12 protein-coding genes are annotated in these 22,572 nt (G+C 67.2%); 4 read left to right on the top strand and 8 right to left on the bottom strand.

From position 1 onward, the window contains the following. Window positions 1-380: 380 nt before the first annotated feature. Window positions 381-947, top strand: a complete 567-nt coding sequence (locus RB628_RS33280; RefSeq protein ID WP_318324345.1) for a hypothetical protein — start codon at window positions 381-383, stop codon at window positions 945-947. Here the strand turns inward: RB628_RS33280 and RB628_RS33275 are convergent. From RB628_RS33275 to RB628_RS33240, 8 genes are all read right to left on the bottom strand, one after another. Next, window positions 865-1,596, bottom strand: coding sequence for an IS5 family transposase (locus tag RB628_RS33275; RefSeq protein WP_318324344.1), 732 nt, complete (start codon window positions 1,594-1,596; stop codon window positions 865-867). The two genes, RB628_RS33280 and RB628_RS33275, sit on opposite strands and share 83 nt — an antisense overlap. A gap of 322 nt (window positions 1,597-1,918) precedes the next feature. After that, the gene (locus RB628_RS33270) at window positions 1,919-2,314 is read right to left on the bottom strand and encodes a hypothetical protein (protein WP_318324343.1); all 396 of its coding nucleotides are present in this window, start codon (window positions 2,312-2,314) and stop codon (window positions 1,919-1,921) included. A 554-nt stretch (window positions 2,315-2,868) separates the two neighbouring features. Beyond that, window positions 2,869-6,810, bottom strand: a complete 3,942-nt coding sequence (locus RB628_RS33265) for a P-loop NTPase fold protein (RefSeq protein WP_318324342.1) — start codon at window positions 6,808-6,810, stop codon at window positions 2,869-2,871. 571 nt (window positions 6,811-7,381) lie between these two features. Further along, a complete protein-coding gene (locus tag RB628_RS33260; protein WP_318324341.1) occupies window positions 7,382-8,779 on the bottom strand; it encodes an NAD(P)/FAD-dependent oxidoreductase in 1,398 nt (465 codons plus the stop codon). A 31-nt stretch (window positions 8,780-8,810) separates the two neighbouring features. After that, window positions 8,811-9,968 (bottom strand): MAB_1171c family putative transporter, encoded by a 1,158-nt coding sequence (locus tag RB628_RS33255; RefSeq protein ID WP_318324340.1) that lies wholly within the window; start codon window positions 9,966-9,968, stop codon window positions 8,811-8,813. 64 nt (window positions 9,969-10,032) lie between these two features. Then, window positions 10,033-11,217 carry an MAB_1171c family putative transporter gene (locus RB628_RS33250; protein ID WP_318324339.1) on the bottom strand — a complete coding sequence of 395 codons (1,185 nt, stop codon included), beginning with the start codon at window positions 11,215-11,217 and terminating at the stop codon, window positions 10,033-10,035. Beyond that, complete coding sequence (locus RB628_RS33245) at window positions 11,214-11,735, bottom strand: toxin (protein WP_318324346.1); 522 nt, start codon at window positions 11,733-11,735, stop codon at window positions 11,214-11,216. Before RB628_RS33245 ends, RB628_RS33250 begins: the two co-directional genes overlap by 4 nt. Before the next feature lie 286 nt (window positions 11,736-12,021). Continuing rightward, a complete protein-coding gene (locus RB628_RS33240) occupies window positions 12,022-12,615 on the bottom strand; it encodes an XRE family transcriptional regulator (RefSeq protein ID WP_318324338.1) in 594 nt (197 codons plus the stop codon). Window positions 12,616-13,981: 1,366 nt separating this feature from the next. On the opposite strand from RB628_RS33240, the gene RB628_RS33235 reads away from it, so the two are divergent. The 3 genes from RB628_RS33235 to RB628_RS33225 all read left to right on the top strand — a co-directional run bounded on the left by RB628_RS33235 (window position 13,982) and on the right by RB628_RS33225 (window position 22,494). Further along, window positions 13,982-15,295, top strand: a complete 1,314-nt coding sequence (locus RB628_RS33235; RefSeq protein WP_318324337.1) for a condensation domain-containing protein — start codon at window positions 13,982-13,984, stop codon at window positions 15,293-15,295. Window positions 15,296-15,559: 264 nt separating this feature from the next. Beyond that, window positions 15,560-17,974: an amino acid adenylation domain-containing protein gene (locus RB628_RS33230; RefSeq protein WP_318324336.1), complete on the top strand. Its 2,415-nt coding sequence runs from the start codon at window positions 15,560-15,562 to the stop codon at window positions 17,972-17,974. Further along, window positions 17,971-22,494: a type I polyketide synthase gene (locus RB628_RS33225; RefSeq protein ID WP_318324335.1), complete on the top strand. Its 4,524-nt coding sequence runs from the start codon at window positions 17,971-17,973 to the stop codon at window positions 22,492-22,494. The genes RB628_RS33230 and RB628_RS33225 overlap by 4 nt, the downstream gene beginning before the upstream one ends. Window positions 22,495-22,572 lie beyond the last annotated feature (78 nt).

The raw sequence follows: 22,572 nt of genomic DNA, 5'->3' as shown, positions 1-22,572 counted from the left end.
CACCACCAACACGACCGCCACTTGATCGGCTACACCACTCGGCGGGACATGACCGCCGATCCCGTAGCGGATCGGCGGATGATGCGCGATGTTCGTACTTCGCCGGGCTGGGCATGCCCAGTGCTGCGGGCTTACGGTTATTGGGCAATTGGCGGCACGGGCCCGCGTCTCATGACCGCCGCTCGGAATGAGGAGAACGGACCACGGCGGGTACTTCCCTGATCTGTCCGGTGTGGTGGCCAGTTCGGGCAGATCAGGCTGAGTGCGTTGTGGCAAAGGGAGTCCCTGTTTGATGAGCAGGGGCTTCTTCGTGTGCGGGGCATGATCGCGACGGCGTAGGGGCAGGCAGCGGGCGGCTTGTTGTTGATCGAGGAGGCGCGATGCCGCCGGTGCTGGGGTTGATGGAACGGCGTGAGGTGCGGGCGAGGCAGGATCTGGAGTCCTGGACGGAGGTCCTGGAGCAGGCTCAGGCGGAGGTGGATGCCGCGCGGGAGCGAGTCGAGCGGGCCCGGGTGGGGCGTGAGGAGCTCGTGTCGGTGCTGGCCGAGGAAAGCCCGGTGAATACGCCGGTTTCCGTGCCGTCCGGTGGTGAGGCGGCTGCCGCCGTGGGATCGAGCGGCCCCGGCGCGGGGCATGGCGAGCGGCCGTCGGTGTGGGGGTCGGGCATGGGCGAGGAGGTGCTCAGCGGCCTGTATCGGGAGGTGTTCGCCGCGGTGGTGGCCGCGTCGGGGCCGGTGAACGGGGTGGAACTGACGCGGGCGGTGGGCCGGGAAGCGGAGATCAAGAACGAGGTGGAGAAGATCCGGCACCGTGCCTACGTGCTGGAGAAGCGGGGCTGGCTGGTGCGGGCGGAGGACGGACGGTTCACGCCCGCGCCCGCAGCAGTCGGGCGGGGCGTTTCTCCGGCCAGCGCGGAGCGTCTGCGGCCAGGCGCCGGGACAGCCTGATCACGGCGGCCCACCACACCATCTGCTGGTGGTGGTCGGGGCGGCGTTCGTGGTCGCGGTTGAGGCGGCGTGAGCGGGCCAGCCAGCTCAGCGTCCGCTCCACCACCCACCTGCGGGCCAGGACGACAAATCCGCGTTGCCCGTCGGAGCGGCGCACGACCTCGGTCCGGACTCCGTGGCGGGCGAACGCCTTCGCCAGCGCCGGACCCTGGTAGGCGCTGTCGGCCCACACCAGTTGCAGCAGCCGGCCCGGCTGGTTCATGAATGTCTCCAGCAGTGCGGGGGCGGCCTTGGAGTCGTGCACATCGGCCGTGGTCACGGTCACTTCCAGGAGCAGGCCCTCGGTGTCGGTCAGGATGTGACGCTTGCGGCCGTCACGTGACTTGCCGCCGTCGTATCCGCGGCTGTCCTCGCCGACGGTCTCGGAGGCGTCCACCGACTGACTGTCGATGACTCCCGCACTGGGCTCGGCATTGCGGCCTGAGCGTTCCCTCGCCGAACGTCGCAGGCGTTCGTACAGTTCACGCGCATAGTCGTAGGTCCGCCAGCGGCGGAAGAAGTCGTAGACCGCCCGCCAGTACGGGAAGTCGACCGGCATGGCCGTCCACTTCACGCCGTTGTCGACCAGGTAGCGCACCGCGTCGAGCATCTCTCGGTGGCAGTACCCTCCGGGCGCCCTCCCCGCTTGAGCAGCCAGGCCGGCACCGGCACCGCGGAGCGGACCTCGGCCCACTCCGCATCCGTCATGTCACTCGGATAGCACCTCGCCCGCTGTCCCGGAGCGATCGAATCGAACCTGTGCACGTAGCAGTCACACTCCGGGGTGACCGTGGTGGACGCGGGTACAGCAGGGATGGTCAACTCGTCGGACAACGGGTCTCCTTGCTCGTGACCGGCCTCAACAACCACGTCACTACCAAGGGGCCCGTTTCTTCATGCCCACGACCACACTGGCATCTCTGTCCGAATGATCACCCGCACCACAGGCTTCGAACAAGATCCGGTTTGCCACAACGCACTGAATCTCCGACAGCCTTCAGCTCAGGAAAGGCGTCCTCCCAGACCTCCCTGACAGCACGTCCGATGAGGGTGTACATGGTCGGCCACAGGTCCAGGAGCACATCGCGGTTGAGAAAGCGGCACAGGTCGTCGCGCATACCTTCGGCAAGTACAGTCCGATACAAGCTCATGCGCTGACGAGGCCGGTCCAGATCCAAGACGCGCAGCCCTGACCACGCCACGTGCAGAGGCAACTCGACCGGGCCGTGCTCGGGCCCGGTCAGTTCAGTGAGACTGGAGGGCAGACGCCGGGCGAATCTCGCCCGGTACACCGCCGCTGTGTCGGAGTCGGGACCGATCTCGAACATGGCGTCGATTATCCCTATGGATGTCGTCCGAATGGGACGCGGCCAGGGAGCCCGAAGGGTCGCTCCGGCCCATGACCCACGCTCACGCGGAGGCCCGCCCCGCTCGCATCCTGCTGTACAGGCTGGTCAGCCAGTGGAGCGAGGGGGGCGAGAGGCGGTTGTGCCCGAACCAGGAGCGGGTGGCGAGGACCAACGAGATCCAGTCGGGTACGAACCACCGAGCTCCACGCCACCGCAGCGCCCATGGAGCTGGCGTCGGCGTGCACAGTATGGCTGTAAAGGACGCCGCTGGCGATGTTGCCCACCATGGGAACGAGCGGGTGTGGCAACGGCATGAACACCGTCGACGGCACCAAGATCCGCGGGCAGCTCATGGCCGCTACACACAGGCGAAGCCAAATGGTGCCCGCTCTGTCGGCAGGACACCTCACCCGCACCACTTCGCGAGCGCGGAACGATCGAGATCGATTCGTCCGTCTGCGCCCGTGCTACGGCCTTCCCGGATCGATGCCCGGCAGGCAGGATTCTTCGAACACCGGGGTAGCGGTTGGCGATCAGATACCACTGGCCTCCTTGAACGCGGCGTTCCGCGCACGCTGCGCAAGAGTGTTACTGAAGCCGTCCATGGCTCTACGAAGTTTCCGCGCCGTCTTGGGCAGGGGGCGCATGGCGTGGCCGATCGCTGTGGCGAGCTGGGGTTCTGCCTCGCGGAGTACGGGAGTGAGGCTGGCGACGAGGTCATCGGGCACCGAGTCCGGGTGATGTTCGATGAGCGCGGCGATGAACGCAGTTGCTCGGGTGGCGCTGCTCTGATCCTCGGTCATAGAGGGCAAGACGTGTTTCCAGAGAGCGGCTGGGTCGTTGACCAGCGTGATCGCGGCGGAGGCGAGTGCAGGTGTCCACTCGGGCTGTTCCAAGCGGTTGTTCAGGTACACCATGACTCCGTCGTCGAAGTCCGAAGCCTCCCGGATCATGGTGAGCACATCGCTGATCTCTTCGTTGGCTTTGACGAGTGCATTGCACAGGAGTTCGGCGTCTGCCTGGGCGGCGCAGTGAGCGAGTGCCGGGCAACGCGTGCCGGCCCGGGCCAGCAGGCTGCTTTGCTGGTCTGTGGAGGCTTGGTGGCGCCACAGGGCGTCTGCGTACTGCCAGGGTTTGGTGTCCTCGGTCTCCAGCAGGTGCTGGATCAGGTAGTCGCGCAGGCTGGGAACGCCTTGGAGTTCGGGGCGCTCGGCTGCTGCGGCGGCAAGACTGCGGGTGGAAGGCGAGAGGCTTGCCCAGTGCGAGGCGAACCAGTTCAGCCAGTTGACGTCTACGGCGGTCGCAGTGATGTAGTGGGCGGCGAAATCCAACGCGATAGCCGGGGTAGCAGAGTTCATGAACTGCTGGACCCGCTGGATCACGGCGGTGAGCTGGGTGTCGCGCGCCGCCGGATCACGCAGAAGGACGTGAAGACTGGTCAGTACTTCTTGGGCGTGGGGCGGGTTGCTTGTGGTGAGGGAACCGTGCAGGCGCTGAATCAGAGTGGCCGTCATACCCACACCGGGATTCGTGGTCAGCAGCATCGGCAGCGTGGAGCGCGCGAACCGTCCGGCTGGGGTGGTCGCTTCCACTTCTCCGGTGAGAACCGTCATACAGGTGGTGACCGCATGGTGGGTGGCCTCGGCCTCTGAACCCTCGCTACGCCGGAGATAGTTGACCAGGGCATCGCGCAGGTGGGTGCCGATGGCATCGTCGGGATCCCGGTGGCCAGCAAGTGCTGTGGCCATCGCGGTGACGCAGGTGGCGGCCGGTTCCTCATCGAGTCGTTCGACGACCGCGTCGGCGGCAGCCGTGAGATCTGTGTGGACAGAGGACACGACGCCGGTGGCGTCGGCGATGGCCTGTTGAGCGAGCGACGCGTCTGGGAGCTGTTGAGCTGCGGGCAGCCATCGTGTAAGCAGCTTCATCGTGGCGAGCATGCTGTCTTCGTCGTCGTCATCCTGTAGGGCTTGGGCCACGGCCTGAATGATTTGGGTGGCCAGAAGCTCGGCTTCGCCGTCCTCGATGCCGTCCCCCCAGTCGGCTGAGGGGACGGGAGCGGAGGAGAGAATTTCGACCGCTTTACGGCGTACGGCAGCACTGGAGGACAGGAGTTCCAGCAGGGCCAGCAGTACCGTGTGGCCCCAGGCCCGGTCGTCACTGCGGGTGGTGATCAACGTGCCGACCTGGCGCACAACGTCGGTGTCGTCATGCCGCCCCGCCATGATCAGCAAGGCGGCAAGCGCCGAGGGCGGCCAGGAGCTGACGTCCGGCTGGTGGCTCTGGCCCTCCCAGAAGGACAAGTCCTGATTGTCGCCTTCACCGGCGAGAGCGTTGAAATACGTGTCCAGAGATGGCGCCAGGAAGGCAGAGGTGTCATCCGGGGGCAGGGCGAGGAGAGTGAGAGCCCAGGTTCGAGCCTCATCCCGGTCGTCGGGGACCGGCAGCAGGGCTTGCCGCAGACGCGGTAGATGCGCAGGTACGCTCAGGCTGAGCAGCGGGACCAGTAGATGGCTGGGAGCAGGCAGGGTGAGGCGCTCGTACTGGCGCACGATGCAGTCCGTCAGCGCGTGCACTGCGTGCTGCTCTTCCTCCGACGGGGCCGTGACGAGAAGACTCAAGACAGAGCCGAGGGCTTCAAGGGCGGCAGCGACGGCATTGTCGAGGTCTTGCCCTGGACGGGCGGCCTCAAGCGACGCTGTGGCCGCTTCAATCACCTGTACCCGTTGCTCCCGTTCGGCCAGACGCGTCGCGAGAGCGGCTCCGTTCCGCTGCACAAGACCGTATTCGATCTCTGTTGCCATCCGGCGGCCAAGCAAACGGCTGGCCTTGGAGGATCCCAAAGTGATCAGCGGGCTGATCTGGGCCGGACGTTGGGTGCGGGCCCGAGCGGCCGTAGCGTTGAGGAAAGCCAAGCCGTGATTCTGCTCCAGGTCGAGACGCGCGGATGAGCTCGATGCCCGGTAAACAGCGACGAGGGGATCTGCAAGGGCCTGCTGAGAGCCGAGCAGAGCTTCGTCCAGGAGATGGAGCAGCCTGTGCTCGGCGTGAATGGCGTCGTACAGATCCCGGAAGTCATGGCGGAGCACGGTGAGACGAGCCAGCGCGATGGGGTATCCCGTGACTTCACCGAGTGCGATGCGCGCCGGACGCGTCCCGACAGGCTGTTCGCGACGCCGGGCGAGCTGATAGTCACTGAAGAAGGAATTGAGCAGTCGGATGACATGGCGGGGATCGCGGACCCGACGGTGGATGAGAACTTCCAGCAGCGTCCGGGTCTGCGTCGGCCCACCGAGTTCCTCGACGACGGGATGGAACGGCGGGGCACCCATGAGCAGTTCTTCCGCGTAGTCCCGCAGATCCGCGTCGTAGTGCGCGGGCAGCACCATGCGAAGGGTGAACAGCTTGTTCAGGTACTCCTGAGCGGCTTCCTCGGTCGCCTTGCGCACCGCGGCGTCGGACTCCTGCCGAGTCTGACTTGGCTCAGGAACAGCAGATGCGTCGGCAGTCGCGCCGGGGCTCTCCGGCGTGCTGGGCCGATGAGCCAGTCCGGGCCGGACTCCGATGATCGCCTCCCGCACGATGTCCTCGTCGCAGGAGAGGACGAAGACCGGCTGATGGCGATGCTGCGTGCCTGTCAAAAGGAAGCTTCGAACTGTTGCGAGCGCGTCAAGGACGTCCGAGGCGGCAAGCCGGTCGATGTCGTCCACGGCGATCACCAACCGTCGGTTGATGCTAAGCAGAAGCCTTGCGAAGGCTTGTTCGAGCTCATCGGTGGACTCAGGCCGCGGACTGCTCACGGTGATCTCGTAGGCCTTCAATGATTGCAGCGCTCCCTCCCTGCCCGCGGCAAGGACGGCTGCGATGGCGGCGGCACTGACCAGTACCCCCGTCAACGACGCCGCTCCGCTCGGTGCGAACCAGGTCCAGGCCGAAACGCGCTGACCCCCACCCAGTAGGTGCACGATGGTGACCGCGCCGACCCCCAGCAGCCACAGGAGCATGAGCATTGCGAGTACCCAGCCCAGGCCGGCGCTGGCTGCACGCAGATATCGCCACCAGGCAGCCTTCCCTGGTGCGTCGGCCTGATGATTCGCGCGCGGGAGGGTGCGCTGTCGGCTTCCCTCGAGGCAGGACCGCTCGCTCAAGTAGGTGGCGTCGTTGATCAACGTCTTTTGATGGGCCGCTTTGAGCAACGCGTACATCAACGCGCGTGCGCGGGCGACGCCGCTGTGGTGCTCCGCGCTCACGTGGAGAACTGCCCAGTCGGAATTGACGGCCAGTTCGGTCGTCAGTAGCCGCACCACGGAGGACTTGCCGCTGCCGAACGGCCCGATCAGGCCCACTGCCAAAGACCCGTTGGTCTCTTTGACCGTGCGGGCCAACTGCTGGGCAACCGAACGGTGATCGAACAGATCCTGGTCACTCTGGCCAATGGCGACATCCTCTATCGCCCACGCTCGTTGAGGCGCCACTCGTCACTTCCGTTCCACGTGTCGCACGTGTCCAGATCGTACGGGTTGGCGCTGACATCAGTACCTCCGCGCGCTCGATGTCCGAGCAGCGGCAGGGCGGTGGCCTTGAGCCGTTCGTAGGGCCGACGGGGCCAGGAACGCGTAAACCCACTTTGGGCAGGATCCGGCCTTCTCGCACATTTCTCGAACATGGCGGCTGATCGTGATTAGCATCCGGGGCTGCTGAGCGAGTAAGCGTTCGCGGTTCAGCAGGGAGACGATGTCATCGTCTCGTCCGTCCGTGAGCACGGTCCGAACTGATTATCTGCGCCCGGCACACGGCCATCGTCAACGGTTTCGCCGTGGACGCGCGCCCACCTCGCGCACCGCCGACTGGGCGCCTCGATCAACACCTGTGTCATCTCCTACGAGCAGAGTTGCGAAGGCCCGACCGCAAGTGTTTGGTCGAGGTCGTGGGTCTGGAGGTGGGCGGTTGCGACGATGGCGAGCACATGCCGACGGAGCGGGTCAAGGCTCGGAGTGTCATGAACTAATTCCTGATAGCCCCGGGTCATAGCGCCGCTGCTGCGGGTCAGCCCGAGGTTCGATTGAGGCTGCGCAGGACTTCCCGCTCATGACCGGTCAGAGGCGGCCCGGCCAGCGCGGGCAGCGGAGAGCCGTTGACGGTGGCGAGGACAGTGTCCGGCCGCAGGAGGCGTGCAGGGCCGGTGCTGAGGCTTGTCACGTCCCACAATGCTGTAGCCGCGCTGTAGGAGCCGGTGGCCGCGTTCGTCAGGCGCCGAGCGAACCGGGCCGCGGTCCGGTCCACGACGGTCGGGCTGCCTCCGCGAACCCCGGGGAACAGGATGTCCTGGCTGACTGCCATGGTCCATGCTGCGTCGACAGACTTGGTGGCCGCTCGTTGAACGCGGCGGGCAAGGCCCGGCACGGCCAGATCTGCGCGCTGAAGTTCCCGGCTGAGGGCCCGGGCGCCGAGTGCCGCCACGGACATGCCCTGTCCGTACGCCGGGTTGAAGGTGGCGAGAGCGTCTCCGAGGACGACGAAGCCCTCGGGCCAGTGGTGTGCCTTCTCCAGGTAGCGGCGGGCATTGCTGGTGCTGCGGCTGATGAATACGTCGGTCAGCGGCTCTGCGCCGGAGATGAGCTGTCCCACGATGGGGTGGGGGAGATCGAGGGTGTACTGCAGAAATCCCTCGGGGTCCGCCGGGGGTTCGCCGCCCCGGGTGCCGGCGAGACTGACCATCCACCGGTCGCCCTCGATGGGCACGACGGTTGCGCTGCGGCCCGGCTGGCGGATGTAGGGGTTTGCCTGTACGAGCGTGAGGGGGAAGTCCTGGGCGCCCGTGGGGACGCGGTAGATACGGGTGGCGTTGACCAGTCCGGAGTCGATGGTCCTTTCCCGTATGCCGAACAGGCCGAGCAGGCCCAGCCACTTCACGATGCGTGATCCGCGCCCGCTCGCGTCGACGACGAAGTCGGCGTCAAGACCGACCTCACCGATGGCGGTTTTGATGCGGACGCCGTGGACGCGCCGCCAGGTACCGATCAGCTCCAGGGCCTGGGCCTTGCGGATTTCGACCTTCGAGTTGGCCTGGACGGCGACGCGTACAGTCCAGTCCAGCAGCGCACGGCTGCAAGTGATCATGTTGTGGTCGTCGTGGCGCCAGCGGTGGAACCAGCCCTCGGGGGTGAGAACGAGCATGCCCGAGGCGAGGGATATTTCGTGTGCGCCCGCGGCCAGGAGGTGGCTGCGCATACTCACCCCTGGCACGAGGTCCTCCATGGCGGCGATGCCGCCCGGCATGAGGAGATGCGCGTGGCGCCCCTGCGGAAGTCCTTTGCGGTGCTCCGGTCCGTCGGGCAGCTCGTCGCGGTCCAGCACGATCACTTCGTCCACGACGGCGGACAGTGCCGCCGCAGCCAGCATGCCAGCCAGGCCGGCACCAATGACGACAGCTCTACGCGACATGGGGCTCCTTGTTGTCAGCCATAGGAAGCCCTCACCGTACCGTTGCGGATGCCGGTGAGGACGGGGAGTGCTCCAGGGCCTGCGCGAGCTCCACCAGTCCTTCGGCGCCGGAGACTTCGGTGGCGTAGAACCGGTACGTGCTCGGTGTCTCCAGGGGCTCCTCGCGGGCGGCGGCGCGGCGCGTGGCGTCGGCGAGCATGGCCGCCTCCGAGGCGACGCGGGCCTCGTGCGGCGACGAACCCTGTCCCAGGGCGGCGGCGAGCGCCCTCGTACGGACCCGGTCGTCGAAGTGGGGTGCCAGGGCCAGCAGAGCGTCGTGGATGGATACCTCACGCCAGTGGAGCCGGTCTTGGGGGAGGTGCCACCAGGAGGTGGGCGGCTTCGGAGCGATGGCCACGAAGCCGACTTCGGACCACAGCCGTCCCAGCCTTCGGTAGTCGCCGAGGCTGCGCCAGTGAGCGACGGCCGGAGGCAGGAGCCGCGGCAGGACAAAACCGACAGAGCAGATCAGGCCGGCGAGCGACGCCATCGGCGGCGCGATGGTGGTGGAGAGGACACTGAGGTCGTGACCCCGCCAAGCCGCCACCACGGCCGTGTACTTCATCAGCTGGAAGCCCACGCCGTCCAGCACCCCTCCGGCGAGGATCACGCGAAGTCCGGTCCGAAGGAGGCCGTCCACTTCGCGTGCCCACTTGACGCAGACGGTGCAGATCGCCAGCGTCGCCGTGCTGTGGCCGAGCAGGTAGAGAAGGATCATCTCGCGCATGTACGGGGCGTTGGCGTAGTACGTGTCGAGATCCGTGAGCCGCTCGGTGTCGGCGTCAGCCAGGATGAACAGGGCAATGATCGCGACGATGGCAGTGCCGTACGCGGTGATGCAGCGCAGGGCCATGCGGCGTACCGTCCCTGGCGGTCCGCCTCGCCAGGTGAACAGCAGTATCAGGAGGGAGCAGCTGTAGGCCGAGAGCATGCTGTAGGTGAGCGGGGCCCCAAAGTTCGCTATACCGGTGAGGCGGTTGACGGCGCCGAGAGTGAGTGGCGCCGAACAGATGAAAACCAGCGAGCCGAGTGTGATGGCCACACAGGTGGACGCGGTCAGCGGATCTCGTAGTGCCTTGCGTGGTCGGCGGAAGAGCAGAACGGACACTGCTGCGAATGCGCTGGCTGCGAGATACACGACAAAGCTCATGCCCGGCATTCCCGTTCATGCCTGCGCGCGGCGACCGTTGGGTTGGGGGCGCCGGATGGCCGACTCATGCCGTGCCCTTCGTCGTTGGGTTAAGGCGGACGGGGGTGGCTGCAACACGGGTCGAAGCGGCCAGTTCGTCGGCTATCTGCAGGAGGAGCGATGCTGATCCAGGAGGCGGGCTGAAGAAACGGTCGGTCTCGGCGGGGGCAGCGGGAGTGTCCCCCGGATCGGTCGCCCTGTGGACGGCTGCGGTGATCACCGCAGCCCACGCGGCTGCTTCGGCCCTCTCCCAGTCTCCCGTCTCGCGCAGAGAGGCCGAGTGGGTCTGCTCGAACAGAGCCCGGTCGAAGAAGACATCCAGATAGCTCAGCGCGTTGTGAATACTGGTCTGACGCCACATCAGCCGCGTGGCCGGGGAGGCCCTGCGGGGGCGGGGAAGCCGCAGGGCCTCGCGTGTGAGGATTTCGTCGAGCTCCCGTTCCAGCGGGCCAAGGCATTTGTAGGCCCGTCTGGAGCGCTCCCAGGTCGTCAGCTGTGGTCCGGCCAGTGGGATGAGGATCCCCGCTACGGACAGGAGCGCGCCCAGCCCGGCGACGGCTGGTGAGACGGTTGTGCTGAGGGCTGACCAGTCTCGCCCGAACCAGCGGGCGACGACGGCGATCAGTTTCGAGACGCTGTAGCAGGCGTTGAAGGCCGAGCCTGCGCCCAGCGTCAGGAGTCCCGCGTGTAGCCAGCCATGGACCTCGCGCCCCCACCTCAGCGACAGCGCCGTGGTCGCGCCGGCCGCCACAAGGTGTCCGATCAGGTAAAGAATGATCATTTCGCGGATGTACGGCGTGGTGGCGTAGTAGGTGTCGAGGTCTGTGCGGCGCTCCACAGGCGCGTCGCCGAAGGGGAAGGCTGCCGCGATGCCGAGAAGAACAATCCCGTACCCCGTGATCCAGCGCCGTGAGGTCCGCTGCACGTGGTCCCCTCCCCGCCAGTACACGATCAAAACCAGGGACGCGGCGCTGTAGGCGGTGATCGATGCGTAGGTGAGCGGGGCCGCGAGGTTGGGGATGCCGCTGATCCGGTTGATGGCGCCGACGGTCGGTGCGGCGCCGAGGAGGAAGGAGAGGCCAGCCAGTCCCAGGGGAGCGCAGACGGCGAGCAGAAACGGATCACGCCGGTGGCGGACCAGGTCGGGAACCTTCAGGGTCAGGCCGAGCCACAGCACGCCGCAGCTGATGTAGTTGATCGTGCCGCTCATCGGCGAATGCCACGGTAGTTGAGGGCTGCACCGATACGCCCGGAGAGGTCGTCGGGGGAGCCGCCCTGGGCGGCATAGACGGAATCGGCTGAGGCTTCCAGCCAGGCACGCAGACGACGGCCCATGAACATGCCGAACTGGTCGGCAACCTGCTCATCAGCCACGCTGAAGTCGGTTCGGGCCGCCGCTGGCTGGAGAGGTTCCCCGGGGACGGGATGTGATGCGAGCACGCCTCCTTCACTCATGTGCCACACCTCGTGACAGAAGATGACGATCTGGTGCCATTTGGCGGCACGAGCGTCGACGATGACGTCGTCGTATGTCGCGCGCTCCAGCCAGAGTCCGCTCGCGGTGTGAGGGGGAAATGCCTTTCTGTGGACGTAGACGGTGCGCCCCCGCCACTGGCTGACGGAGTCGATCAGCGCGTCAAACAGTCCCTCGGGGTCGGCAGGGACCGGGACCTGGATGGGATCGATGAGCGCGTCAGCTAACCGACGCATCGCCTTGCTCGTACGCACCATTCTCCCCGAGAGTGTTTTGAGTGTTCGGCGCCGGGAGGACTACAACCGGTGCTCGACGCCGCCTAGGGGCGGCCATGCTGCAACGTCCGACTGCAAATATGCCAAGGCGGACGTCACTTCAGCCACCTCCTCCACTCGCGTGCGTGAAAAGCTGAGGGGGAGGAAAGGGGATGTAGCGCGGGAAGCGGATGCGGTGGCAGAGCAGGGTTGGCTGAAAAGGTGCTCCACAGGCGATGACACGGGACTGCGAGAGGTGCTCCCCGGCGTGCAGTGGTGCGGATCGTCAGAGTTCCTCGTCGTCTTCGGCTTCCCGCTCTGTGATCATTTCTGCCCATTCGGCAAGGGCGTGCAGCTTGCGGCGCGACATGTGCGGGGCGCGCTGGGCTAGGCGGTAGAAGCCGGGCGTTCGCAGTGCGGCCAGCGGATCCGACTTGGCCTCCAGTTCCTGCACCACTGGCTGGAGTGCGGCGTCCAGGGCCTCGGGTTCATCGGCCGTGAGGAAGCCGGCGGGCAGGCCGAAGAATCGGCGCAGTCGGTCGGCGGACTCCAGACTGGGCACGCCGCTCTTGCGCCACTCGCTCATCGTTTGCCGGGTAACCCCGGCGATGCCGGCCAGTTCGTCCAGGGAGTAGCGCTTGCCGTCGGGTCGCCTATGTGATTCGCGTACGAAATCAAGCCGTTGCCGCACACGGTCGGCCAGAGCGGTGTCCGGAGCCTTGTTGCCGTCGAGCAGGGAGGCAACGACCTCCTCGGGGATCGCGGTGCGGCGCGAGAGGTCGCCCACATTGAGCACGACGGCCAGTCGGGCCGACTGGCCAGCGGCATGGGTGATGCGCTCAAGGGTTCTGGCTAGTTGGGCGTAGGCGTCTGCTGCCACCGAGCGTTCTCCTGGGGGTGTCGTCTGATCAGGAGCCGAGGCTCACGCGAGGGTATCCGGTCAGCCGCGCCACAGCCAGGAGTGTCAAGTTTCCCTGCATGGTTAGGCAGCCTCCATTGACATTTCAGGCGCGCGGTAGCAATGATTACGGCGCACTGTGATCCACCCGCCCGTTGTACACCGAAAGGCGAGGGAGGCGGCATGCCCAGATCTACATCCGCGTCAGCTCATCATGCGAGCCATCGACCATGCGCGCCGCCCAAGGGCAACAAAACTGGCGCTGCAGTGCGCGCTGGATCATCGCGAGCTCGAGCCGCGATGAACTCCGACGCCGGGGATCGGGAGGCGCATGACCACGTGTCTCTGCCGGACGGAGGAGTCACCGAACGGGAAAGGGTTGCCTGCCCCCCCCAGGCCCAGCCCGCAAGCCATGGCTGCCGACTGAAAGGTGGAGGGCGACTCCGACCAAGCCCAGAGATATCTGAGTTGGGTAGCTTCAGTCCAAACTAGAAGCAGTGAGTCCAGGCCGAGCCGTTTGGAGCCAATAAGCAACGATCCGAGATGCGCCGGCGGAAGCAACCTCGGTGACATTGGTGCATGACACCAAGGCAGGCGCCCTAGTCGTCTTACGGCGAATCAGTCATGTCGTGCCCGCTTCCCGCCAGCGTGTTCAGCCATGCCGCTGCCGTCGGAACTTTCCGACGGAAGGTCTGCGGCCTTCGACCGGGCCAGGTCGAAGCGCCACCCGAATTCGTGCTCCCGCAAGCAGGCCGACCTCGGCCTGGGATGGGTGCCCGGCCATATGTCGGGCACACTATCGGAGCTTCACCTGTAGCCGGAGTGCCGACCCGTGCCCGATGGCTTCTGGAGTGGCGCGGTCGACAGTATCTGCGGCTTCTAGGTCGCCGCAGCAGGCAAGGCATGGATGCGATCCGTCTGCCCAGCGCATTGGGCCTGAGGGCTTTAGAGGAATTACAGGGGTCGCTGGGCGCCGTCCTTATTGCTCCGCACGGCTGGCGCATGTACTTCCTCGTTCCACAGCGCACCACAGCCTCATGGCGACTACCACAGACCGCCGCGCTGAGCATCACAGGTCACCTCGCTATTCCACCGTCTAACCGATGCCATCCTTCTGGGCCTCATTGGTTGGTGGCCCTCGATCGTGGCCGTCTCCACATCCAGACAAGTGACCTTCACAAAGTCATTGAGGTTGCCCTGAGGGCACACCGGGAGGTGCCTTCTAAGGGCCAGAACGCATCCAGTTGGGCGTTCGTTGGGTACTTACAGTGCTCCGGGAAAAATTCGACTACGCGTACCCGTCCGAGAAGGCTGAAGGTATGACAGGCGAAAGGGCAGGGGTAGTCCGATGACCGTGGAACGACGAGGGCCGCTAACCTACGGTCAGCTGTCGGTGCTGCGCTCGCTTGAGGTCTACGGCCCGGCAGGGCAGACGGTGGCGAATCTCGTCAACATCTGGGAATTGCCCGCGTGGACGGACGTGCTGCACGCAGTGGACGCCTGGCAGGAACTGGTCAGGGCACACGAATCGCTCCGCACGAGCTACCGCGAGGGCCGTGACGGACTGGAACAGATCGTCCACGCCTACCAGCCCTTCCCGGTGCCCACCGTCGAACTCGCCCAGGACACACTGTCCGCGGTGGCGGAGGTGTCCGCGACCCGGGCCGCGGAGCCCATCGCTGTCGACACCCCGGTGCCCTGGACGGCGTTCGTTGCGACCTGGCAGGGCGACGCGGTGTACTTCGTGGCCGTCATCCACCACATCGCCGCGGACAACGGCGCGGTGCGGATCCTTGAGCAGCAGTTCGGCGCGTTGGTCGAGGGCGGAGTCCTGGGACCGCAACCCCAGCCTGTCGACCTAGCGCTTGCCCAGCAGAACGACGGACGCGGCGACAAGCCGGTCGAGTACTGGATCGGGCAGTGGGGAAACCACCTTGCCGAGGACCGCGATCCCGGGGACATCAGCCGACGCCGACGGGCCATGATCTACAGCCTCGACGGAATGCGGTCCGCCGATGAGATTTCCCGCCGACTGAATGTGTCCGTGCAGTCGGTGGTGCTGGCGGCCGGCTCGCTGGCGCTGATGCGGACGAAGCAGCAGGACAGCATCACCTTCGGGCTGATGACGGCCAATCGCCTGGAGGAACCCTGGGCGTCTATGGTCAGCTCTCTCAACCAGTGCGCGCCGCTGACCCTTCGGGCCGACGGAGACATGTCGCCCTCCGAGTTCATCAGCGCCGTATACCGCCAGAGCCTGAACTCCTATTTCAACGGCCACTTTGATGTGGATGCCCTGAAGAATCGACTGAATGAATCTGGTGTACCGGAGACGAATCCGACCCACTTCTCGCTGCACTACAACTTCTTGGGCAAGGGGGACGGCGAACCCGCGCTGGACTCCCCCCTGTGGAAATCGGTGGACTGGCGCGGATCCAGACAACGCATCGGACCGAACTTCCATCTGCGGGTAGCGGCCGAGAGGGGACTGTTCATTGGGGTCGGTGCCAGCGAGAAGTATCTGCCGGGGCAGCAGCCGGCCGTTCTGGCCGCATCGATAGAGGCGGGCCTGCTGGAGATGGCGGACGAATCGGTGCGGCGCATCAGTGACCTGAGCCTTGCCCCCCTGCGCGACATCGGCCAGGAAGTATGCCGACAAAACTGACGACCTTTGGGCACCACTGGTGTGGTTCGGTCCAGACTCCCTGGGGGATCCATGACGTTTCCTGTACACCCCGACGACAACTGCCGCCCCGGCAGCGTCCAAAAGGATTTTGCCGCACGGAACGGGAAGCCGACATCGGTCCTGGAGCTCCCCTGGGATCGACCGGCGTCACCCGGGCGCGCTCCGGCCAGGCGATCCGTCGCCCTGCGCCTGCCCGCGACGTCGGCGGCGGCGCTGCGGTCCCTGGGAAAGGATCGCGGTGGCTTGCCCGCGGCAATGTTGGCCCTGTACGGGCTGCTCCTGCACCGCTACAGCGGGCGGACCGACATCACCGTCGCCGTATCGGCTGACCGGGACGGGGACCACTGGACGCCCGCCGCGTCCTCGAGCGAGGGGGACGGGACGTACCTGATCCGCCTGGACCTCGCCGCTGACCGCTCCTTCTCCCATCTGGTCGACGCCGTACGGGCGGCCGTGATCGAACCTGCCGACGCCGACGGCGCCGCGGCATCGCCGCAGTTCACGTACGGCCGTGTCGCCGATCCGGCGCCCGCCCACCAGGGAGCCGTCGGCAGCGGCGCCGTCCTGGAGCTCATCCTCCTCCAGGACGGCGACCAGGTGACGGGCCATCTTGTGTTCGCACCGGACGTCTTCGACGAGGCCACAGCCTGGCGTGCCGTAGGCCACCTGCTGACGCTTGCCGAGGGGGTGCGCGAGCACCCCGATCGCCCGGTGGAGGCCCTGAACATGCTCACCGCCGAGGAAGCAAGCGTCTTCGACGCGCTGAACCGGATCTCCGTAACACCGGGGAGCCGCACCTTCCACGAACTCTTCGAGGCGCAGGCCGAGCGGACGCCCAAGCGTACGGCCGTACGCGCCGAGGACGGAGAGCTGACGTTCCGGCAGCTCAATCGGCGCTCCAACCAACTGGCGCACCTGCTGCGGGAGCGGGGGGTCGGTCCGGGCACGGCAGTGGGCATCCGCGCGGACCGTGACACCCGCACGGTGGCCGCCCTGCTGGCCGTCCTCAAAGCGGGCGGTGCGTACGTACCCGTCGACGTGCGGGAGCCAGCGTCGCGCAGGGAGGCGATCCTGCGGGACGCCGGTGTCGTGGCCGAGATCGTGACGGCTGCCGGCGATCCGGCGCCTGAGTCGGCTTCAGGCCCTCCCGCGATCGTGCTCGACGCCGACTGGTCCGTGGTCGATGGCCGCCCGGCACACAACCCGCCGGTGTCCCCCTCGGCGCTCACTGACGCCGCCTATTTGCTCTACACCTCGGGCACGACCGGTCTCCCCAAGGGCGTGGTGGTCGAGAACCGGCACCTCGTCAGCTACGTCCAGGCCATCCTCACGCGGCTCGATATCGACACGCCCATGAAGTGGGCGGTCGTCCAGCCGCTGTCCGTCGACTCCAGCGTGACCGCCCTGATGCCGCCCCTCTGCACCGGCGGCGAAGCCCAACTCCTGTCCCGGGAACGGTCCGTGGACCCCGACGCGTTCGCCGACTGGGCGCTCCGATGGGGCATAGACTGCCTGAAGATCGCCCCATCTCATCTGCGAAGCCTGCAGTCCTCGCCCCGGTTCGGGGAACTCTTCCCCCGCAAGCGGCTTGTAGTGGGCTGCGAGGCATCGGACTGGCAGTGGCTGCGGGAACTGCAACGGGAGAATCCCGACTGCCGGGTGTTCAACCACTACGGCCCGACGGAGACCACGGTCGGCGCCCTCACCCTCACCGTGAGCGACTGCCTGGAGGGCGACTGGGACACCGCCCCGATCGGCTTTCCCCTCCCCAACGCCCAGGTGCACGTGGTCGACGCGGCGGGCCGGCCGGTGCCGGCCGGAGTGGCCGGAGAGATCGCGATCGGGGGGCATGGCGTCGCACGCGGCTACCACGGCCGTGACGACCTGAATACCCAGGCCTTCATGCCGGACACGCTGTGCGGCGAACCCACGGAACGCGTGTACCGCACGGGCGACTTCGGGCGTCGCTTCCCCGACGGGATGATCGCTTTTCTGGGCCGTCGCGACGACCAGGTCAAGCTGCGCGGTTTCCGCATCGCCCTCGGCGAGATCGACGCCGTGCTCAGGAGCCACCCCGAGGTGCGCAACGCGGTGACGGTCCTGCGCGAGGACGCCCCCGGAGAGCGGCGACTGGCGGCGTACGTGGAACCGCACACCCGCGCGTCGTTCCGGGTCTCCGCTCTCGACGACCGGCTGCGTGAACGGCTCCCCGCCCACATGATTCCCCAGGTCGTCGTCATGGACGCACTGCCGCTGGCGGGCAACGGCAAGGTGAGCCGAGCCGCTCTGCCGCCGCCACCAGCGCCAGCCGCCGGGACCGCCGTGCCGTCGTCCGGCCGGTGGGAGCAACTGGTGGCCGAGGTCTGGCGCACAGTGCTGAACACCGAGGTGTCGGGCATCGACCAGAACTTCTTTGACGCCGGAGGTCATTCCCTGATGCTCGTTACCCTCCAGCAGGGCCTGCAACGGGCCTCCGACCGGAGCGTCAGCATGCTCGATCTGTTCACCTACGCGACCGTCCGGAGCCAGGCGGAACTGCTTAAGTCCTCGGACCAGGCCGCTGTGCCGGCGGAACCGGTCCGTCGGCACAGCGAACAGCAGAACGCCCTGCTGAAGCGGCGCAACGAGCAGCTCCGTGCCCGGCGGAGCCGCTCATGAGCACGACCGACGCCTTCGAGGGCTCTCTCGACATTGCCATCGTCGGCATGGCCGGACGGTTTCCGAAGGCGCGCACCGTCCAGGAGTACTGGAGCAATCTTCTGGAGGGAGTCTGCTCCCGGGCCGAGTTCACTGAGGAGGAACTGCGCGAACGGGGCGTCGACCCTGCCCTGCTCACCGACCCCGGCTTCGTGCCCGTCGGCTATCTCCTTGAGGACAGCGACGCGTTCGACGCGGGGTTCTTCGGCTACTCGCCCCGGGAAGCCGAACTCATGGACCCGCAGCACAGGGTGCTCCTGGAGTGCGGATGGACGGCGCTGGAGTCCGCCGGTTACGACCCGCAGCGCTACGGGGGGCTGATCGGCGTCTACGCCGGTGCGGGCTTCAATTCCTACGTATTCACCGACGTGGCCACGCACCTTACTGCTGCGGACATCATGGACGACAAGCGCGTGGGCATCGGGAACCGGCACGACTTCCTCGCCACCAAGCTGTCGTACAAGCTGGGCCTTCAGGGCCCGAGCATTAACGTCCAGTCAGCCTGCTCCACCTCCCTGGTAGCAATCGTGCAGGCGTGCCAAGGTCTGCTGGACTACCAGTGCGACATGGCCCTCGCAGGCGGGGCCGCCGTCAACCAGACGCGGCGCAAGGGGTATCTCTACAGCCCGGATGGCCTCTACTCGCCGGACGGATACTGCCGCACCTTCGATGCCCGCGCCGAAGGCACAGTCGCCGGTGAGGGCGTCGGGATGGTCGTCCTCAAACGCCTCAAGGACGCGGTCAACGACAGGGACCACATTCACGCCGTCATCAAGGGCGGCGCGGTCAACAACGACGGTTCCCGGCGGGCTGGCTTCACCGCTCCCAGCGCCGTCGCCCAGGCCGACGTTATCTCCACCGCGCTCGCCAACGCGGATGTGAGCGCCGACAGCATCCGGTACGTCGAGGTACACGGCGTGGCGACGATCCTGGGCGACCCGATCGAGGTCTCCGCGCTGACCTCGGCCTACGCCGACGTACCCCACCACCACTGTGTGCTCGGCTCGGCTAAGCCCAACATAGGGCATCTCGACATCGCGGCCGGGGTCGCTGGTTTCATCAAAGCCGCCCTCGTCGTGGAGCACGGGATGCTCCCGCCCACGCTGCACTTCGAACGCCCCAACCCACGGATCGATCTGGACCACGGCCCGTTCCGGGTCAGCACCGAGCTGTCGCGCTGGGCCGAGGACGACGGGCCTCGCCGCGCCGCGGTCAGCTCCTTCGGGCTCGGCGGTACCAACGCGCACGTCATCCTCGAACAGCCGCCGGTCCTGGCACCGCGGTCGCACAGCGGACCGGAACACAGGGAACACATCCTCGTGTTGTCAGCCAAGACCCCGTCGGCCCTCGACGCCGTCACCGACCGCTTCTACGAGCATCTGCGCGCCCATCGCGAACAGCCGCTGGAAGACATCGCCTTCACCCTACGAGAGGGGCGGCAGGCGTTCCCGTACCGCCGCACTCTGGTGTGCGACAGCGTCGACGACGCGCTGGAGGCACTCGACCACCGCGAGGCAGGCCGACTCCTCAGTGCCCGCGCCGAGGACATGGCCGATCGCCCGGTGGGCTTCATGTTCGCCGGCATCGGCGGTCAGTTCCCGGGCATGGCCCGGCAACTGTACGAGCAGGAACCGGTGTTCACCGAAGCCGTTGACAGGTGTGCGGAGCTGATCACCCCGATTCTCGGGCTGGACATCCGCCCCCTGATGTTCACCCCCGACACCACGGCCGACGGAGGCACCGCGCAGACCTTCGACATGAGCCGGATGCTCCTCCAGCCGGACGACACGGACGGCCTGCTCGACCGGCCGCACCTTGCCTACCCGACCGTGTTCGCCCTGGAATACGGGCTGGTACAGCTCTGGGCCTCGTGGGGCGTGCGGCCCGAGGCGATGATCGGACACAGCCTGGGGGAGTACGTCGCCGCATGCGTTGCCGGAGTCTTCTCCCTGCCGGACGCCCTGCGCCTGACGGTCGAACGGGCACGGCTCGTCGAGACCCAGGGCGAGGGCGCGATGCTCGTCGTCCCGCTGCCCGAGGACGCCGCTGCCCGCTACATCGACACCGACGTGTGCCTGGCGGCGGTGAACAGCACCGAGACATGCGTGTTGTCCGGCACCAGGGAGGCGATCGAACGGGTCGAGGCGCGACTGGACCAGGACGACGTCGTCCACCGCCGGTTGCCCACACGGCTTGCCTTCCACTCGCCGATGACGGACCCGGTGGTGGAACCCCTGTACGAACTGCTGTGCCAGGTGGAACTGAAGCCGCCGACGATCCCCTTCGTCTCGAACCTCACCGGAAACTGGATCACCGAGGAGGAGGCGACGGATCCCCGCTACTGGGCCCGTCACGTCCGTGCCACCGTGCGTTTCGCCGACGGGGTGAAGACACTGTGGTCCGTCCCAGGGATCATGCTGGTCGAGCTCGGTCCTGGCCGGACCCTGGTCCCCGACGTGCTCCAGCACACCGACGCCCCGGCCGACCGGCTGGTGGTGCCGTCCCTGCCCGGTGCCTTCGGTGGACAGTCCGACCGGGCCGCGCTGCTTACTGCGGCCGGACGGCTCTGGCTCGCTGGCCATACGTATCCGTTCCCGGCCCTCCCCGCCGCCCGGCGGACCGCGCTGCCGGCCTACCCCTTCGAGCAGGTCACCTACCGGCTCGGCGGTGGTTCCGGTGCCGCCCCGGCCGACACCGCACTGGACCAGGAGCCGTCGGACTGCTTCTACGTCCCGTCCTGGCAGCGGCAGATCGCCGTGATGGGCACCGCCGAGCCGATAGACCTTGGCACGCCACGATGGCTGGTGTTCCTCGACGGCCACGGGGTCGGCGCCGGGCTGGCGGCCCGGTTCCGGGCGCTGGGAGCCGTCGTACGCACCGTGTCGATCGGTCCGGTCTGGCAGGAGGACGGCGACGGAGGCTACGCCCTTGATCCGGCGGACCCGGAGCAGTACATCCGCCTAGCCGGGGCCCTGCGGGCGGACGACACACTGCCCGACCGCGTGGTGCATTGCTGGGGCGTGGGAGCGGACGCCGATGGCACGTCGGCCACACTGCTGGACCGCGCGTTCGGGAGCCTCGTGCACTGGGCGCAGGCCACCGAAAGCGAACTGCACACCGTCGAACAGCGCTGGGACGTGCTGTCCACCGAGGTCTGCCAGGTCCTCGGGGATGAGGACCTCTGCCCACCCAAGGCTGCGGCCCAGGGGCTGTGCACAGTACTGCCCCAGGAGTATCCGCTGCTCGACTGCGCCCACCTGGATCTGCTGATCAACGGCCCGGAACAGGTGACCGCCGTGACCGAGCGGCTGCTGGGCGTCCTCTCCACGGACTCCGGCGGGCGCACCCGAGCACTGCGTGGACGCCACTTCTGGGAGCCGGTCTGTCTCCCCGCCTCGCCCCCGCCCACGGACGTGCCGATGATCAAGCGCGACGGTGTGTACCTGATCACCGGCGGGCTGGGCCGACTCGGTCTGCAGATCGCCCGCACGCTCGCCGAGCGGGAACAGGTACGCCTCGTGCTGCTCGGCCGGACCGGACTGCCGCCGCGATCGTCCTGGGACGAGCGCGGCCATGCCGAGACCGACGCGCAACGCATCGCATCGGTACGGGAGTTGGAGGCACTCGGCGCCGAAGTCATGCTGGTGGGGGCTGACGTGTCGGTTCTCGCAGAGATGGACAAGGCGAAAACATCGGTCCTCCTGCGCTATGGCCGGATCGACGGCGTCGTGCACTGCGCTGGTGTCTCCGGACCGGAAGCCCACCAGGAGATCGCGGACCTGGGAGCGGACGAGACGGCCCGGCACTTCGCCGCCAAGGTCACCGGCGTGCATGTCCTCGACGAGATTCTGGCCGACCAGACACCCGATTTCGCGCTGCTGTGTTCGTCTGTCGCCTCGTTCCTCGGCGGACCGGGACTCGGCGCGTACGCTGCCGCCCACGCGGTCCTCGACGCCTTCGCGCAGTCCGGCGGCTGCTCCCGCCTCCCCTGGGTGAGCGTCAACTGGGAGGCCTGGTCGTTCCCTTCGTCGGCCGCGGGCGCCACTGGTCACGGCCCCGCCCTGACCCCCGAGAGGGGACGCGACGCGACCGCCCGCCTCCTGGGCGCCGCCCGCCAGCCCCAGATCGTCGTCTCCACCGAGGATCTGGAGAAACGCCGCGCGTCGTGGCTGAGCTCGACTCAGCAGACCGAACCCGCGGCGCACCGCTACGAGCGTCCGAATCTGTCCAACCCCTACGTGGCCCCCAGCGGTGCCACCGAGCTCGACATCGCCCGGATCTGGCAAGACCTTCTCGGACTGGAGGACGTGGGAATGCACGACAACTTCTTCGAGCTCGGCGGAAGTTCTCTCCTCGGGCTCCAGGTGGTGCACCGCCTGCGTCGGCAACTCTCGGCGGCCGTACCGCTCACCATCGTCTACGAAGGACCGACGGTGCGGACGCTCGCCGCTCTCGTCGACGGACTGGAGGCGGACCGGTGAGCCGGCCGGAGACGCCAGGGTCCGCTGGTATCGCGATCGTGGGGATGGCGGGGCGTTTCCCGGGTGCGGGGGATGTGG

It is taken from the genome of Streptomyces sp. ADMS (genome assembly GCF_033441795.1).
Lineage (GTDB): Bacteria > Actinomycetota > Actinomycetes > Streptomycetales > Streptomycetaceae > Streptomyces.
The sequence above is the reverse complement of the archived record's forward strand: the minus strand, read 5'-3'. Positions and strand labels throughout refer to the sequence as shown.

What these genes read in the sequence shown, in the direction of transcription:
- RB628_RS33280 (WP_318324345.1), top strand. Translation starts at nt 381, where the DNA reads ATGCCGCCGGTGCTGGGGTTGATGGAACGGCGTGAGGTGCGGGCGAGG.
- RB628_RS33275 (WP_318324344.1), bottom strand. Translation starts at nt 1,596, where the DNA reads ATGCTCGACGCGGTGCGCTACCTGGTCGACAACGGCGTGAAGTGGACG.
- RB628_RS33270 (WP_318324343.1), bottom strand. Translation starts at nt 2,314, where the DNA reads ATGTTCGAGATCGGTCCCGACTCCGACACAGCGGCGGTGTACCGGGCG.
- RB628_RS33260 (WP_318324341.1), bottom strand. Translation starts at nt 8,779, where the DNA reads ATGTCGCGTAGAGCTGTCGTCATTGGTGCCGGCCTGGCTGGCATGCTG.
- RB628_RS33255 (WP_318324340.1), bottom strand. Translation starts at nt 9,968, where the DNA reads ATGAGCTTTGTCGTGTATCTCGCAGCCAGCGCATTCGCAGCAGTGTCC.
- RB628_RS33250 (WP_318324339.1), bottom strand. Translation starts at nt 11,217, where the DNA reads ATGAGCGGCACGATCAACTACATCAGCTGCGGCGTGCTGTGGCTCGGC.
- RB628_RS33235 (WP_318324337.1), top strand. Translation starts at nt 13,982, where the DNA reads ATGACCGTGGAACGACGAGGGCCGCTAACCTACGGTCAGCTGTCGGTG.
- RB628_RS33225 (WP_318324335.1), top strand. Translation starts at nt 17,971, where the DNA reads ATGAGCACGACCGACGCCTTCGAGGGCTCTCTCGACATTGCCATCGTC.